At 57.6% G+C, this 13,859-nt stretch carries 15 protein-coding genes; all 15 read right to left on the bottom strand.

Annotated features, from left to right (window positions below; all coding sequences use genetic code 11):
- Positions 1 to 9: 9 nt before the first annotated feature.
- The 15 genes from JOD69_RS06315 to JOD69_RS06245 all read right to left on the bottom strand — a co-directional run bounded on the left by JOD69_RS06315 (position 10) and on the right by JOD69_RS06245 (position 13,235).
- The gene (locus JOD69_RS06315; protein ID WP_168183767.1) at positions 10 to 387 is read right to left on the bottom strand and encodes a DUF1499 domain-containing protein; all 378 of its coding nucleotides are present in this window, start codon (positions 385 to 387) and stop codon (positions 10 to 12) included.
- Between the two features lie 49 nt (positions 388 to 436).
- Complete coding sequence (locus JOD69_RS06310) at positions 437 to 1,543, bottom strand: substrate-binding domain-containing protein (RefSeq protein ID WP_240502622.1); 1,107 nt, start codon at positions 1,541 to 1,543, stop codon at positions 437 to 439.
- Positions 1,544 to 1,706: 163 nt separating this feature from the next.
- Positions 1,707 to 2,738 (bottom strand): OmpA family protein, encoded by a 1,032-nt coding sequence (locus tag JOD69_RS06305; RefSeq protein ID WP_086133678.1) that lies wholly within the window; start codon positions 2,736 to 2,738, stop codon positions 1,707 to 1,709.
- A 128-nt stretch (positions 2,739 to 2,866) separates the two neighbouring features.
- Positions 2,867 to 3,832 (bottom strand): substrate-binding domain-containing protein, encoded by a 966-nt coding sequence (locus tag JOD69_RS06300; RefSeq protein WP_156881161.1) that lies wholly within the window; start codon positions 3,830 to 3,832, stop codon positions 2,867 to 2,869.
- A 77-nt stretch (positions 3,833 to 3,909) separates the two neighbouring features.
- Positions 3,910 to 5,235 carry a phosphate regulon sensor histidine kinase PhoR gene (gene phoR / locus JOD69_RS06295; RefSeq protein WP_086133679.1) on the bottom strand — a complete coding sequence of 442 codons (1,326 nt, stop codon included), beginning with the start codon at positions 5,233 to 5,235 and terminating at the stop codon, positions 3,910 to 3,912.
- A gap of 200 nt (positions 5,236 to 5,435) precedes the next feature.
- A complete protein-coding gene (gene phoB, locus JOD69_RS06290; protein ID WP_077732022.1) occupies positions 5,436 to 6,128 on the bottom strand; it encodes a phosphate regulon transcriptional regulator PhoB in 693 nt (230 codons plus the stop codon).
- 141 nt (positions 6,129 to 6,269) lie between these two features.
- The gene (locus JOD69_RS06285) at positions 6,270 to 6,812 is read right to left on the bottom strand and encodes a disulfide bond formation protein B (protein WP_077732023.1); all 543 of its coding nucleotides are present in this window, start codon (positions 6,810 to 6,812) and stop codon (positions 6,270 to 6,272) included.
- A 75-nt stretch (positions 6,813 to 6,887) separates the two neighbouring features.
- On the bottom strand, positions 6,888 to 7,097 hold the full coding sequence (locus tag JOD69_RS06280; protein ID WP_086133680.1) for a dodecin: 210 nt from the start codon (positions 7,095 to 7,097) through the stop codon (positions 6,888 to 6,890).
- 36 nt (positions 7,098 to 7,133) lie between these two features.
- Positions 7,134 to 8,180: a formate dehydrogenase subunit gamma gene (locus JOD69_RS06275; protein ID WP_086133681.1), complete on the bottom strand. Its 1,047-nt coding sequence runs from the start codon at positions 8,178 to 8,180 to the stop codon at positions 7,134 to 7,136.
- 1 nt (position 8,181) lies between these two features.
- Positions 8,182 to 8,364 (bottom strand): hypothetical protein, encoded by a 183-nt coding sequence (locus JOD69_RS06270; protein ID WP_086133682.1) that lies wholly within the window; start codon positions 8,362 to 8,364, stop codon positions 8,182 to 8,184.
- Between the two features lie 5 nt (positions 8,365 to 8,369).
- Entirely contained in the window at positions 8,370 to 8,987 is a 618-nt protein-coding gene (gene fdh3B, locus JOD69_RS06265) for a formate dehydrogenase FDH3 subunit beta (RefSeq protein WP_077732027.1), read from the bottom strand.
- Between the two features lie 290 nt (positions 8,988 to 9,277).
- Positions 9,278 to 9,847 carry a Uma2 family endonuclease gene (locus tag JOD69_RS06260; protein WP_077732028.1) on the bottom strand — a complete coding sequence of 190 codons (570 nt, stop codon included), beginning with the start codon at positions 9,845 to 9,847 and terminating at the stop codon, positions 9,278 to 9,280.
- A gap of 1 nt (position 9,848) precedes the next feature.
- Entirely contained in the window at positions 9,849 to 10,079 is a 231-nt protein-coding gene (locus JOD69_RS06255; protein WP_077732029.1) for a hypothetical protein, read from the bottom strand.
- Positions 10,048 to 10,338, bottom strand: coding sequence for a BrnT family toxin (locus JOD69_RS06250; protein WP_077732030.1), 291 nt, complete (start codon positions 10,336 to 10,338; stop codon positions 10,048 to 10,050). The genes JOD69_RS06255 and JOD69_RS06250 overlap by 32 nt, the downstream gene beginning before the upstream one ends.
- Positions 10,335 to 13,235 carry a formate dehydrogenase subunit alpha gene (locus tag JOD69_RS06245; RefSeq protein ID WP_077732031.1) on the bottom strand — a complete coding sequence of 967 codons (2,901 nt, stop codon included), beginning with the start codon at positions 13,233 to 13,235 and terminating at the stop codon, positions 10,335 to 10,337. Before JOD69_RS06245 ends, JOD69_RS06250 begins: the two co-directional genes overlap by 4 nt.
- Positions 13,236 to 13,859 lie beyond the last annotated feature (624 nt).

Below are 13,859 nucleotides of genomic sequence, written 5' to 3'. Positions count from 1 at the left end.
GCGTCGCGGTTATCGCCACAAGCCCTCACGCTTCAGCGCTTCGCGCAAGCGCTCGACCCGCCGGCGGTTGACGCCCAAATCCCAATAGCCGACCCGCGACGCGGAGCGAACGTGCATGAGGTGCTCCTCCGGAATAAGCTGGAATTCCACGTCGTCCACGAATCGGAAAAGACGGCTCGTGGCCTCGGCGCGGAGATACCATCGCTCGTTGTCCTCCTCGACAACCCGGGTGCGGGGTTCCGCCCCCAATACGCGCTTCAGGGCCGCCCAAACTTCGTCAGGCGCTATGTCCACGCGAAAGGGACTCGCGTAATGATCCTGATCCCGAGAGAGACTGGACACACAATTGGGACTATCCGGACAATCTGAAATTCTCGACGAAGCCATGGAACCTCCTCGACCCAGTGCTAACGCCGTCAAGGCGAACAGCACGACCTTAGCGAGCCACGCGCTGCGCATCCGGCAAGCTTCGGCTTGCGGCGACCGTGTCGATCGGTGCCGACATCGGCTTTCGCTTCTTCACATCTGCTGCGTAGAGTTTACGTTCTTCCGCGGACATCGGGACCAATCCCAGCTGAGCAAGATAGCCTTTCTCGCCCCACGCTTTGTCATTCGTAAACTCGGCGAGATATTGTTGCAGCCCCTTCACTTTGCCGACATGATCCGCCTTGAAATAGAGGAACAAGGGTCTGGCGATGGGGTAACGGTTTGCCGCAATGCTCTCGACACTCGGGACGGCTCCGTCGATACGAGCGGCATTCAGCCGATCGGTATTGCCCGCATATTGTTTGTACGACACAAACCCCAACAGCCCGGGGTTCTTGGCCAACATGGCCGCTATCGCATTTCCGCTTTCTTCGATATAGGCGCCATCGCTGCGGGCGGTGAAGCAGACTTCCTTATACTTGGCCTTCTGCGTTTCCTTCCAAGCGGCAATGAAGGGAAAACTCTCGCACCCAGCCTTCGAGACGGCCTCTTCGAACAATTCACGTATGCCGGAACCGATCGGCGGAGCGACGACTTCGATCTTCGTATCGGGCAGCGACGGATTGATGTCTTTCCAGGTCTTATAGGGATTCGGGACCAGCGTGTCGCAATTCTTGCATTTAGGATCAGGCACCTTTTTTCCTAAAGCCAAAAACAACTCTTTCCGGGTGATATCCAGCGCCGGCACCTTCTTGGAGTGCGCGAGCACTAGGCCGCTATATCCGATCTTTACCTCGACGATGTTCTTTATGCCGGATGCCTGACAGGCTTCGAATTCCGATTTTTTCATCGGCCTCGAAGCATTGACGATATCGGGAGATTCGCCGGTTTCGGGCTCGCAAAACAACTGAATTCCACCGCCGGTACTGTTCGACTCGACCCATGGCCGTTTGATCTTGCCGGACTTGCTGATTCGGTCGGCCACTGCATCGGCAAACGGCCTAACAACATTCGAGCCGTTAATATGCACAAAGCCGCGCATTTCGGCAGCGGATGCAGCCTGCATCATCAGAGGCGCTGCAAACAATGCAGCGAAAAAATTAACACGCTTATTCACAATTTACCTGCGGACGGGTTGCACGAGGAACGAACCAGCACAATAGCCTAGTTCCACGACATTTTAGTATTAAAACGAGCAGAAAAAACCCGCTCCGGGGAGCGGGTTTTTGATTGACGGCGGTTGCTATTAGGCAACCATGCCGCTTGATATTGCGGTGTATTTATTCACCCATAAAGACCAGCTGAACGCGGCGGTTCTGCTCGCGACCGGCTTCCGTGCTGTTGTCGGCGATCGGATAGTCCTCGCCGTAACCTTTCGCATACAGTCGGTTCTTCAAGCCTGCGGACTTCAGGTAATCTGCCACCGATTGAGCACGGCGCTGCGAAAGCTTCAGATTGTACTGAGAGCTTCCTTCGCTGCTGGCGTGTCCCTGGACTTCGATATCGCGCATTTCGTTTGAAGCAACGAGCTGCTCAACAACACCGTCCAGAATGCTTTTCGCGTTCTCGGTGAGCTCGTCCGAGTTATATTTGAAGTTGACGCCCTTAAGCTCGATTCTGATCGGACAGCCTTGGTCGTCGACTTTCGAGTCAGCCATGGTGCCGGGGCACTTGTCGTCGCAATCGTTCACGCCGTCACGGTCAGAGTCGCGGGCAGCACAATCGTCTGCGGGCGCGGGAGTAGGTTCTGCTTCTGCCACGGCTCTCGGTTTCTCGCCGAAGGGAACAACAAAGCCGAGATTGACGACCATGTCGTGGAAATCGTCTTCGTTCCGGTATACGCCGCCATTTCCTTCGTAGACGTAGCGATAACGGACATCGCCGCGGAGCAGGAAGTTGTCGTGCAACTCATAAGTCGCACCGACGCCAGCCTCGCCGATGAACGATGCGCCGCTTCTGCCGGCTGCGCTGGTATTCATGCCACCGGCGCCGATAACCGCATACGGCGAGAACACATCGCGCATGAAGTAATACTGCAGGTCCACGGTGCCGCCGGTAAGATCGCCGTTATAGCCCTTGCCATTCAGGTGTTGCCAAAAACCTCTGACCTCGGCATTGAAATATTCGTTGATGATCTTACCGATTCCCAAGCCAGCGCCCCAATCGTCTTTCGCATTACGGTCGCCGCCCGGATTGAAGTATGTGCCGAACGGGGCGACATACCACCGATCATCCATAAAATGCTCCTCGGCCTGCACTGCTGTCGCCGCGACGCTTGCTATGCCCAAAGCAATTAGAAATTTTTTCAACATATCCATCTCCCTGTAGTTGGAATACCAACAAGATTTGAAAACTTACAACAGGCACAATCTTAGTCGCGGATCAGCCGCGGCGCAACTGAATTGAAGGAAAATGCTCAATTCAATAGTTCGGCCCAACCTCAGGGTTGCCCTGTGCCAATCAATTTCTGTTCCTTTTTTGCAACATCCGGGGTAACCGGGATGTATCCGTAGCGGCTGGCAATTTGCTGACCTTCCGCCGACAGCACAAATCGGACGAAGTCCGCTTGCACACCCGCTAGCGGTCTATTCGGGCTCTTATTGACATATATATGGAGAAACCGCGTCAGCGGGTAAGCACCGCTAACGGCATTGCGCTCGCTCGGCGCAACAAAAGGCATATTCGCGTCTACCGCCAGCGGTACTGGCTTCACGGATACAGTTGTTGAGTCGCCTCGGCCGTAACCGATGGCATTCAAGGATTCACTCACGGCACCGGCGACCGATCCGGAATCGGGCCGCACCTGAACGAATTCACCCAGTGCGCCTCCGCACAGGACTTGCTCGCTAAAATAATCGTACACATCGTCGGCGGATCCGATCGCAAATACCTGTAACGGCCGGGTTCGCCATTCCCCGATCAAGCCCAACGCTCCCCAGGTCGCCAGGTACTGAGCACCTCGACACATCGGCGAACGCGAGAAAACTGAGCCGGCCTGGGCCAGCGTCATGCCTCGGATCGGATTATCCCGGTGTACGAAAATCGTTACCGCATCGAGAGCGACTCGAATCGGGGTTGGCTTGTAACCGAGTTTTCGCGAAAAACCATCGATTGCCTCGCGGTTCAGCCGATAGCCGACGTAAATCGCATCGCCGCGCGCCTCGTCGAATGCGCCCGGTGAAGCGAGCGAGCGGGCCGGGCGCAAGCGAAGCGTAGCCCCGGCATGATCTCGCTGAAACGCGCTGGTCCAATCCCGGATCAGCCTGCCGAGGTCACTCGCCCCGAGCTCGTCGCTGCCGGCATCCCCGCTGATGGTCTCCGCCCCTTCGGATGATCCGTAGACGGCACCGGCGCCTCCAGCCAAAAGCACCGCAGCGAGAAAGAGGTGAATTCCCTGCCGTATCAAACCCGAAAACCGACGGCTCGGCTGCCCACGCGAGCCGAGACGGACGGAACCGGCAACTCGTCTATCCGCTCTGGATATCACATTCTTTGCGCGAGCTTGGCATCGGTGCGGGAGTCGACCCGCACGATTCGATCTTCGGGGAAACTACAGCTGAAGCAACTGCCCCGCCCGAGCGTGCTCGCAATTTTGAGCTCTCCGCCGTGCCGGGACAGCGCATGCTTGACGATAGCCAATCCAAGCCCGGACCCGCCTTTATTCTTACATCCGTCAACGGCAACCCGGTAAAACCGTTCGGTAAGCCGCGGCAGATGGTGTTGCGCGATGCCCGGCCCGGTGTCCTCGACGTCCAGCCTAGCTCCCTTGCCCTCGCAGCGCCAACGCACGGTAACCCGGCCCGTGGCTGGCGTATATTTCACCGCATTGACGATCAGGTTTGAAAACGCGCTGCGCAATTCCTGCTCGGCGCCCAGCAAATGGGCGTCGGTTTCGAGGACCAGCTCGATGGCGGGGTGTTCGTCGGCCAAGAGCTTGACCTCGTCGCAAATGTCTTGCAGCATCGCCGGAACGTTTATCCGCTTTTGCACCGTCTGATGCGCCGCCGACTCCAATCGCGTCAGTGCAAGAAGGCCGTCGACCAAGCTTTCCATCCGGGCCGTCTGTTCCTCCATGCGCTGAAACACTTTCAGATGCGATTCCGGCAGAGATCCATCCACCTGGCCCAAGGTTTCAAGATAACCTTTCAAGACCGTCAGCGGCGTGCGCAGTTCGTGGGACACGTTCGCCACGAAATCGCTGCGCACGCGCTCCATAAATCGCAGTTGAGTCACATCCTGCGCGACCAGAAGGCGCAAATCTTCTCCATAAGGCACGATGCGAATTTCAAGCTGCATGTTTTCGGTGAGGGGCGATGGAATGCTGACCGTAGCACGATAATCGGCAGTCTGGAGGTATTGGCTGAGCTTCGGATGGCGCAGCAGATTGCCGATCTGCTGGCCGATATCGCCACGGCGCAGCCCCAGCAGGCGCTCGGCCGCTTCGTTGAACCAATCGATTTCATCCCGAGGCCCCAGCACCACGGTTGCATCCGGTAATGCCGCCGTCGCCGTGCGGAAACGCTCGAGCATCCGGATGAGCTGCTTTTTGCGACGCTTGTTGCGTCGCCTCAAGCGATAGATGAGGTAATAGATTTCTTCCCAGACGCCGTTGCCCTGAGGCGGCTGGCCGGATCTGCCGCTGCGCAGCCAAACCAGCAGCCGATTTGCATAAAAAAGCTGTCTCGCCAGATAGGCCAGCAGACAAAACCAGAGCACGACGGCGAAACTGTTCAGGACCTTACCGAGGAAAGTGCCAACTAACAGTGTTAAAAAGAGAAAGGAAAATTCCGATCGCCAGGGGCTCGACATGAATCAGGTTTGGTCAGGGGTTGTAAAAAAACCGTCGCGAGCGGTTCGAGTCCGCGCCGACAAATCGGCAGGAATGCCGATTTGCACGGCAGTTGCCGCCCACAGGGTGCCGGACACGGAGGTCCGGCATGAAAAGCGCAGGCGTACAAAGGGGTACGTTGAGCATCGCAGGTGCGGACTCGAACCGCGCAGTAGGTTTTTCACAAGTTCTCAGAAAAACGGTATCCGAAACCGCGCACCGTCTGGATAACCTCCTCGCGGTCATGTTCGGCCAGGATCTTGCGCAGGCGCCGGATGTGGACATCGACGGTGCGTTCCTCGATGAATGAACTTCGTCCCCAAACCTGGTCGAGCAACTGGCTACGGCTGTAGACCTTGTCGGGATGGGTGAGGAAGAATTCCAATAATCGGTACTCAGTCGGACTCAGAATAACGTGGCTGTCGGCAATGCTAACCCTATGTTCGTCGACATCCAACGCGATCCCGCCAATCTCGATTCTTCCGCCCTTGCCGTACTTGTTGCTACGCCGAAGAACCGCCTTGATCCGCGCTATCAATTCGCGCGGCGAGAACGGTTTGGTGACATAATCGTCGGCCCCGACATCCAACCCCCGGATTTTATCTTCTTCCTCGCCGCGAGCGGTGATCATGATGATGGGAATTTCGCTATATTGTTTGTCTTTCTTGAGACGGCGAGCCCATTCGACGCCGCTCAAGCCGGGCAACATCCAGTCCAATAAAATCAGATCGGGAACCGACTCATTCAAGGCCGATTGCGCCTGGTGGGTATCCGCAACGGCCCTGACGGCGAACTCGGCCTGTTCCAGGACCAAACCAAGCATTTCACGAATCGCATCTTCATCTTCGACAACGAGCACGTTTATCACGGACATTCTCGATACTCACTCCTTCGGATAATCGTTCAATGTACGTTGCAAATGTGACCTTTCCGTGACATGTGTATCGGCAAAGCCACAACTGTCGAATCTCGCCATCATTATCTAATGATGCCTTAATGCTTCGCGTTAACGCCTTCAGCGAAACGGCAGTTCGCTCTTAGTCGAAAAATATCGTTGATCTCCACGCACAGCCGAACTGTTCCAGAATTGGGTAAGGCTGAGCAGCGCCAAGATGAAGAAGCTGATCAACACCCAGGCGGGCATACTGAGCCCGAGCAGCGTCCAATCGACTTTGGCGCAGTCTCCGGTCCCGTTCAGCATCGCCTTGAGGGTCTCGGTCAAGGGAAAATACTGGAACATGTATTCCAATCCCGGACCGCAGGCCGGCACTTCCTCCGGCGGCAAATGCTGCAGCCAGACATGCCGGGCCGAAACCGTTCCGCCCAGCACGGCCATGACGAACCCAAGAATCGCGTAGACCTTGACCCCAGTCCTCTTCGGATTATGCAGAACCGCAACCAGCATCACCAATGCGACGGCGAAAACCATGATGCGCTGGGACACACATAGCGGACAGGGCTCCAGCCCGCCGGAAAATTGGAAATAAAGAGCGGCCGCGAGCAGCCCCATGCAAAACAGAAAACCAACGAGAAAATAGAATCTGGGCTTGAAAACCATGTGAATTCCCGAAAATTAGAAAGCCTTCGACCACGAAGGGCGATTTTGGACGTCCATACGAATGTAGCGGTTGACTCAGTCTTCGATCCGAAATCCGACCTTCAAGACCACTTGATAATGGGCGATTTTGCCGTTGGCAATCTGCCCCCGCGTTTCGACAACTTGGAACCAGTCCAGGTTCTTGACCGTTTTCGATGCTTTTTCTATGGCATTTCGGGTGGCCTCGTCCGTTCCGTGCGGCGAAGTCCCGACGATTTCGATCAGTTTATAGACACGGTCCGTCATAGCCATCACTCCTTCAGGTAAGAAAATAAAGAGACATCACGAGGCGATGTGGCTCGTCTCCGGAAGGGGCGGCCTGTCGGGAACCGAAGAGCCGGATTCGTCCGCGGCGAGTTGCTCGCACCACAAATCATGATGCTGAATCGCCCAGCTCTTGTCGACTCTTCCGCGCACCATGCCTTCGAGTGCTCCTTCCGTCCCGATCGTGCCTATATAGATGTGTCCCAAGGCTCCCGCCATCAGAACCAAAGCGAAAACGACATGAATCAGATGCGACAGTTGCAATAGCCAACGTTCCTGGCCGAAATTGGGAAAATCCAGCAGCAGACCGCTCGCACTCACCGCCAGCCCGCCGCCCGCCAAAATCCAGAACCACATTTTTTCGCCGGCATTCATGCGTCCGGCGGACGGATGGCGATCGCCGACCATGCCTCCGAAGGCCCTGAGCCAGTCGATATCGATCCGGCTCGGAAGATTGTCCCTGACCCACGCGACAAACATGAGCAACAAACCGACGATGAACAAGGGGCCGATGAAGTTGTGCAGCAGCTTGGCAATCTCGGCGTAGACGGAAAAGGCCTTATGCCCCACGAGCGGAATCAGCAGCGCTCGACCATAGAGCAAACTCAAACCGGTAATCGCCAGAAAAATGAACAGCAGCGCCGCGTACCAATGCAGAACCCGCTCGGCGAGCGTCCAGCGCACCAGGGTTTCGCCGGATCGGGGCTGGCTGAGCTTTACCTGTCCGCGCCAGAGATAAAACGCTCCGAGCGCGAAAACCACAACTCCCAAGAGAACGCCGCCGTAGCTCGCTATGGGGCCGTTCCGGAGCCGCCGCCAATTCTGGCCGCCGCCCTGGATCAGAACGTTCGTCTCCTGTCCCTTGACCGCGGTGTAGCCCTGAACGCCTTCCCGCACCTGCCGCCAATAGTCGGATCTGGGATTCACCACCGATTCAGCCTTGTGCAGTTCGTGTCTCTCGCCTTCATGGGCTCGCAGCGTTCCAGAGATCGCCAGCAGAACCAGCATGAGCGCGAAAGCCGACAAAATCCGCCAAAACGACGCTTTTTGAACTTGAGTCATCATGCTAACGGTCGCTCTGTACGGTCTTGAAGCGCAATCTCAACTGTTCCCGCCGGTAGCCCGCATCGCCCATGTGGCGGTCTTCCTTGCCTTTATATTCATGAGCCCGGTGCAGAGTCACGTCCGGATCTTCGTAACAGCCTTGCAGGATTGGAATGATCAGCAAGAACAGGCCAAGCCGTCTCATGCTGCCTACCCTTCCTTGTAAGCGGTCTCCCAGCCCCAGGGCTTGCCCTGCGGCTGGCGCTGCAAATCCGGATTGTCGTTGCCGGCGCGGCGAACCACCCGTTCGCGGAAGATGTCTGCCACCATGTCGGCGTCGCCCGCGAGCAGCGCCTTGGTGGAACACATTTCGGCGCAGAGGGGAAGCTTGCCCTCGGCTAGACGATTCCGGCCGTATTTCTTGAACTCTTCCTCGGAATGATCCTGTTCCGGACCGCCGGCGCAAAACGTGCACTTGTCCATCTTGCCGCGCGCGCCGAAAGCGCCGTCCTGCGGGTATTGCGGAGCACCGAACGGACAGGCGTAGAAGCAGTAGCCGCAACCGATGCACAGGTCCTTGTCGTGCAGCACTACGCCGTCCTCGGTGGTGTAAAAACAGTCCACCGGACAGACCGCCTGGCAAGGCGCATCGGAACAATGCATGCACGCGACGGAAATGGTTTTCTCTCCAGGCAATCCGTCGTCCAGCGTGATCACCCGCCGACGATTGACGCCCCAAGGGACTTCGTGCTCATTTTTACACGCGGTGACGCAGGCGTTGCATTCGATGCAGCGCTCTTCGTCGCAAAGAAACTTCATTCGGGCCATGGTTCAAATACGTTTGGATACAATAAATTCGAGAGTAGGGTGGGTTAGGCGCGCACTGCCGCGAACCATTTCGCGGCCACCGGTCCTCTGCGCGCCGTAACCCACCGGTTCCGCGGCCTTGCGTGGTGGGTTACGGCGCGCGAAAGCACCACAGGAACTTTACTGGTTCCGTGCGATGCGCGCCTAACCCACCCTACAACACGAATCGGAACGTTGTTTTCAGCCATACCCGCAACTTAAAGGCATTGACCTTTTACTTTACCCCTTCAAAACCCGTCCCCTCGGAGTCCTTACGTCCATAGCTCCGCCAACGAAAAAGTGATGGCGTCAAACGGCCGCATCGATACAGGGTCTTCGTCTTTCAGCGTAGCCAGCAGCACCCAAAAGCCCTCGCGCAACTCGAACGCTTCCAGGGTCCGCTCGAGCGGGTCGACCAGCCAGGCATGAGCCACGCCGTAGCGGGCGTACAAAGGCAGCTTGATGGCGCGATCTTTTTTCTCGGTGCCGGGCGAGAGGATTTCGCACACCCAATCGGGCACCACTTCGAAGCGATGGTCTCTCGGAATCTCCGGCATCCGCTCGCGCCGCCAGCCGGCCAGATCGGGCACGGCGACCTCGGTATCTCGGACGAAGTGGACCTCGGGTTCCGGAAGAATCTGCCAACGACCGGAGCCGCTTCGAGTTTTGCAAAAAGGAGGTACGAGTGAGCAGAGCAATCCACCTTTCACCAGATGCTGTGGGCCTGTGGGGCGGGTTTCGGTATACAACCGAGCGCCGAGCACTTCCCCGACCAGATTTTCCGGCAAGGCGAGCAGACATTCATACGACGTCGGCACAGCAGCGCTGTGACCCTGAGTCATGTCAATCTACTTCTGGTTTGGTCGGACGCTCCGAACGCTTGGCAATCTCGATTAAGAGGCGCAACGCTTCGTTTACGGCATCGGCATTTGGGAACGCCTCCGCTACATCAGGTTCCAAGCGAACCACGTCACCAAACGCTTTTCGTTTCGGCCCGAACCGTCTTACTCGTAAACTCTTCAGGTCGTACTCCGACCGAAGTTCATCGTTCAGTTCCGTATCCACCTTGCTCATACGCTTTTCGCTCCGCTTTGGTTGCCTCTCTCGCACTAATCAAGCGAATACTATCCTCTCGTTCCGTATAGGACACCAATAACAAACGCCCGTTTTGAGTTTCCCCCACGAGGATATAACGATGTTCGTCTTCGGAATGGTCTGGATCGTAAAAGTCGATAAATAAAGGATCGCTGAAAGCCGTGCAGGCTTCTTCAAATGAGACACCGTGCTTCGCTTTATTGGTGGCAGCTTTCTCTTCATCCCATTCAAACTTCATTTCTCAGTCACTAAATCCGGCTCTATCCGGCACAGCGACACCTTGGTCTCCTGCATCGCCGTCACCGAATCGTAGCCGTAGGTGAACACGATGTTGCAGGATTCGCCCAGCACATACGGCGCGCTGCCTTCCGGGTATTTCGGCCGCAAGTCCTGCCCCTCGTAGTGCCCGCCGAAATGGAAAGGCATGAAGACCACGCCCGGTCGGACCCGCTCGGTGACGAAAGCCATGACTCTAATCCTTCCGCCTTCGGGGCCGGCGACCCACACCTGTTCGCCGTGCCGCACCCCGGCATTGTTGGCGTCGCGCGGGTTGATTTCGACAAACATCTCCTGCTGCAACTCTGCCAGCCAGGGATTGGAGCGGGTTTCGTCGCCGCCGCCCTCGTATTCGACCAAGCGTCCCGAAGTCATGATCAACGGAAAATCCTTGCTGAAATCCTGCTGCTGGATCGAGACGTAACGGGTGGGCAGACGCCAGTAGCGCTTGCGGTCCTGGTAGGTCGGGTATTTCTCCGCCAGATCGCGGCGCGGCGTGTACAAAGGCTCGCGATGGATCGGCACCGGATCGGGGAAGTTCCACACGATGCAGCGGGCCTTGGCATTGCCGTAAGGCGCACAGCCGTACTTGATCGCGACCCGGATGATGCCGCCTGAAGGATCGGTCTTCCAGTTCTTGCCCTCGGCCAGTTTCTTTTCCTGCTCGGTCAAATCCTTCCACCAGCCCAGTTTCTTCAGCAGCTCGGCGCTGAATTCGGGATAGCCGTCCCGGATATCCGCTCCCTTGTTCGAGGAGCCTTCCGCCAAAAGGTTCTTGCCCTGGTATTCCGTGCCGAAACGGGCGCGGAACGGCGAACCGCCCTCCGCCACCGTCTTGCTGGTGTCGTAGAGGATATGCGAACCGGGATGCTTCATTTCCGGCGTACCCCAGCACGGCCAGGGCAGGCCGTAATACTCGCCGTCACAAGGGCCGCCCTGCCCCTTCAAGGTCGTGGTGTGGAAAGTGTGCCAGTTCTCCTGATGGGCCTTGAGCCGCTCCGGGCTTTGGCCGGTATAACCCGCCGCCCAGGCGCCCCGGTTGATCTCCCGCAGGATGTCCTCGATCAGCGGCGTGTCGTTCTCGACTTGGATGTTCCTGGTCAACTCCTTTTCGAACCCGAACTTGCGGGCGAACTGGTACATGACCATGTGGTCCGGCCGCGACTCGAACAGGGGCTCGATGATCTGGCTGCGCCATTGAATCGACCGGTTGGACGAGGTCAAGGAACCGTAAGTCTCGAACTGGGTGCAGGCCGGAAGCAGGTAGACGTTGTCCGTGCGGTCGTGCATCACGGCGGTGACCGTCGGATACGGATCGATTACGGCCAAAACGTCCAGTTTTTCCATCGCGGCTTTCATCTCGGGGCCGCGCACCTGGCTGTTGGGCGCATGGCCCCAGAACACCATGGCCTTGATGGGATTCCGCTGCGAGATGTTCTCGCCCGCTTCCAATACGCCGTCGATCCAGCGGGAAACCGGGATGCCGTTGTTGAACATCGGCTTGATCTTCTTCCCCGCACCGTCGTCATACTCGCTTTGGTCGAAGCGGGCGGCGAGCCAGTCGAAATCGATGTCCCACACTTTCGCCCAGTGCCGCCAGGCATCCTCGCTCAAACCGTAATAAGCCGGCAGACTGTCGGCGTTCGGGCCTACGTCAGTCGCCCCTTGCACGTTATCGTGCCCGCGAAACACGTTGGTGCCGCCGCCTTCTAGCCCCATGTTGCCGAGCGCGAGCTGAAAGATGCAGTACGCGCGGGTATTGTTGTTGCCGATCGTGTGCTGCGTCCCGCCCATGCACCAGATGAAGGTGCCGGGCCGGTTTTGCGCCATGATCCGCGCGGCCTTATGAGCGAGTTCTTCCGGCACTCCGGTAACCCGCTCGACTTCTGCCGGCGTCCATTTCGCCACTTCCTTGCGGATTTCGTCCATCCCGAACACCCGCTGCTCGATGAACGTCTTGTCCTCCCAACCGTTTTGGAAAATGTGCCACAACAGGCCCCAAATGAACGGCACGTCGGTTCCGGGCCGAATGCGGATGTGCAAGTCGGCATGGGCGGCGGTGCGGGTGAAGCGCGGATCGACCACGATCAGCGGCGCGCCGCGCTCCTTGGCGCGGAAGATATGCTGCATCGACACCGGATGCGCCTCCGCCGGATTGCCGCCGATGATGAAAATCGACTTGGCGTTGTGGATGTCGTTGTAGGAATTGGTCATCGCCCCGTAGCCCCAGGTATTGGCGACGCCGGCGACCGTGGTCGAGTGGCAGATGCGGGCCTGGTGGTCGATATTGTTGGAGCCCCACAAGGCGGCGAATTTCCGAAAGAGATAAGCCTGCTCGTTGTTGTGCTTGGACGATCCGAGCCAATAGACGGAATCGGGACCGTATTGCTCGCGGATGGCAAGAAGTTTGTCGCCCAGCTCGTCTATGGCCCGATCCCAGCCGATGCGCTGCCACTTGCCGTCGACCAGCTTCATCGGATATTTGAGCCGTCGCTCGCCATGGCCGTGCTCCCGCACCGACGCCCCTTTCGCACAATGCGCCCCCAGGTTGAACGGATGGTCGAAAGCCGGCTCCTGGCCGATCCACACGCCGTTCCGCACCTCGGCAATGACCCCGCAGCCCACCGAGCAATGGGTGCAGACGCTTTTGACCTTCTTGATTTCCCCTGACGGCTGCGCGGGAGCGCCCGTCGCATCGACCTTTTTCATCATCGATAGAGGCACGGCTCCCGCCAAGGCCGCGCCGCCCACGGACAGCCCCGACCGCCGCAGAAACTCGCGGCGGTCAATGCCGTGCCCCGAGGTTTGCGACTTGGAAGACGAATCGTTTTCGGAAGCGGGCCGCTTGAACAGTTTCATGATCGAATTTTAATTCTTAGAGGAAATTGGACGAAGCAAACCGGGCTCAAAACCGCGCTGCATCATAATAGGCGCGGACGTGCTCGGTCTCCCGATAGCCTTTTTTGGCGGAGTCGACCGCCGGTTTCCCAGGAGCCTCAATCTCCCCGCCGCAAGCGCTGCGCTGCGACACAAACGCACCAAACAGCCCCCCGACCAAAGCCGTCATTCTCCGAATGAAACTTCGCCGCGGTTTCGATGCGGGAATAGGGTTCGAATCGCTCATGAACAAGCCTCAAGGAAAGCTGTAAACGTGTGCCAATTAAACAATCTGCGGCACACCGGGTCAAATTCCGAGCGTGCTTGTCAAGTATTTTCGCCGCTGTTGCAGACCGAATCCCGATTGATCTCGGTTCGACGAGGACGATGTGCAGTTTCCGTCCGGCCCGCCGAAAGGCGAATACAAGTTTCTGCCCCGCCATTCCTCCATGGTAGAAGATGAAGGTTTGCCGCCGACGAGTAACGGAAGTTCTGATACGGCGTGCTTCCGCTCGTGTTGTCGTCCTGAAGTTGTGAATGTCCCACATCTGCGGTATACGCTTGTTTTATATCGAAACAGGGATCTCCTATGCCCAAGACCGCTAA

Origin of the sequence: Methylocaldum sp. RMAD-M (assembly GCF_017832375.1) — a bacterium.
Lineage (GTDB): Bacteria > Pseudomonadota > Gammaproteobacteria > Methylococcales > Methylococcaceae > Methylocaldum.
The sequence above is the reverse complement of the archived record's forward strand: the minus strand, read 5'-3'. Positions and strand labels throughout refer to the sequence as shown.

What these genes read in the sequence shown, in the direction of transcription:
- JOD69_RS06305 (WP_086133678.1), bottom strand. Translation starts at nt 2,738, where the DNA reads ATGTTGAAAAAATTTCTAATTGCTTTGGGCATAGCAAGCGTCGCGGCG.
- JOD69_RS06260 (WP_077732028.1), bottom strand. Translation starts at nt 9,847, where the DNA reads ATGACTCAGGGTCACAGCGCTGCTGTGCCGACGTCGTATGAATGTCTG.
- JOD69_RS06285 (WP_077732023.1), bottom strand. Translation starts at nt 6,812, where the DNA reads ATGGTTTTCAAGCCCAGATTCTATTTTCTCGTTGGTTTTCTGTTTTGC.
- phoB (WP_077732022.1), bottom strand. Translation starts at nt 6,128, where the DNA reads ATGTCCGTGATAAACGTGCTCGTTGTCGAAGATGAAGATGCGATTCGT.
- JOD69_RS06245 (WP_077732031.1), bottom strand. Translation starts at nt 13,235, where the DNA reads ATGAAACTGTTCAAGCGGCCCGCTTCCGAAAACGATTCGTCTTCCAAG.
- fdh3B (WP_077732027.1), bottom strand. Translation starts at nt 8,987, where the DNA reads ATGGCCCGAATGAAGTTTCTTTGCGACGAAGAGCGCTGCATCGAATGC.
- JOD69_RS06315 (WP_168183767.1), bottom strand. Translation starts at nt 387, where the DNA reads ATGGCTTCGTCGAGAATTTCAGATTGTCCGGATAGTCCCAATTGTGTG.
- JOD69_RS06275 (WP_086133681.1), bottom strand. Translation starts at nt 8,180, where the DNA reads ATGATGACTCAAGTTCAAAAAGCGTCGTTTTGGCGGATTTTGTCGGCT.
- JOD69_RS06250 (WP_077732030.1), bottom strand. Translation starts at nt 10,338, where the DNA reads ATGAAGTTTGAATGGGATGAAGAGAAAGCTGCCACCAATAAAGCGAAG.
- phoR (WP_086133679.1), bottom strand. Translation starts at nt 5,235, where the DNA reads ATGTCGAGCCCCTGGCGATCGGAATTTTCCTTTCTCTTTTTAACACTG.
- JOD69_RS06270 (WP_086133682.1), bottom strand. Translation starts at nt 8,364, where the DNA reads ATGAGACGGCTTGGCCTGTTCTTGCTGATCATTCCAATCCTGCAAGGC.
- JOD69_RS06255 (WP_077732029.1), bottom strand. Translation starts at nt 10,079, where the DNA reads ATGAGCAAGGTGGATACGGAACTGAACGATGAACTTCGGTCGGAGTAC.
- JOD69_RS06280 (WP_086133680.1), bottom strand. Translation starts at nt 7,097, where the DNA reads ATGACGGACCGTGTCTATAAACTGATCGAAATCGTCGGGACTTCGCCG.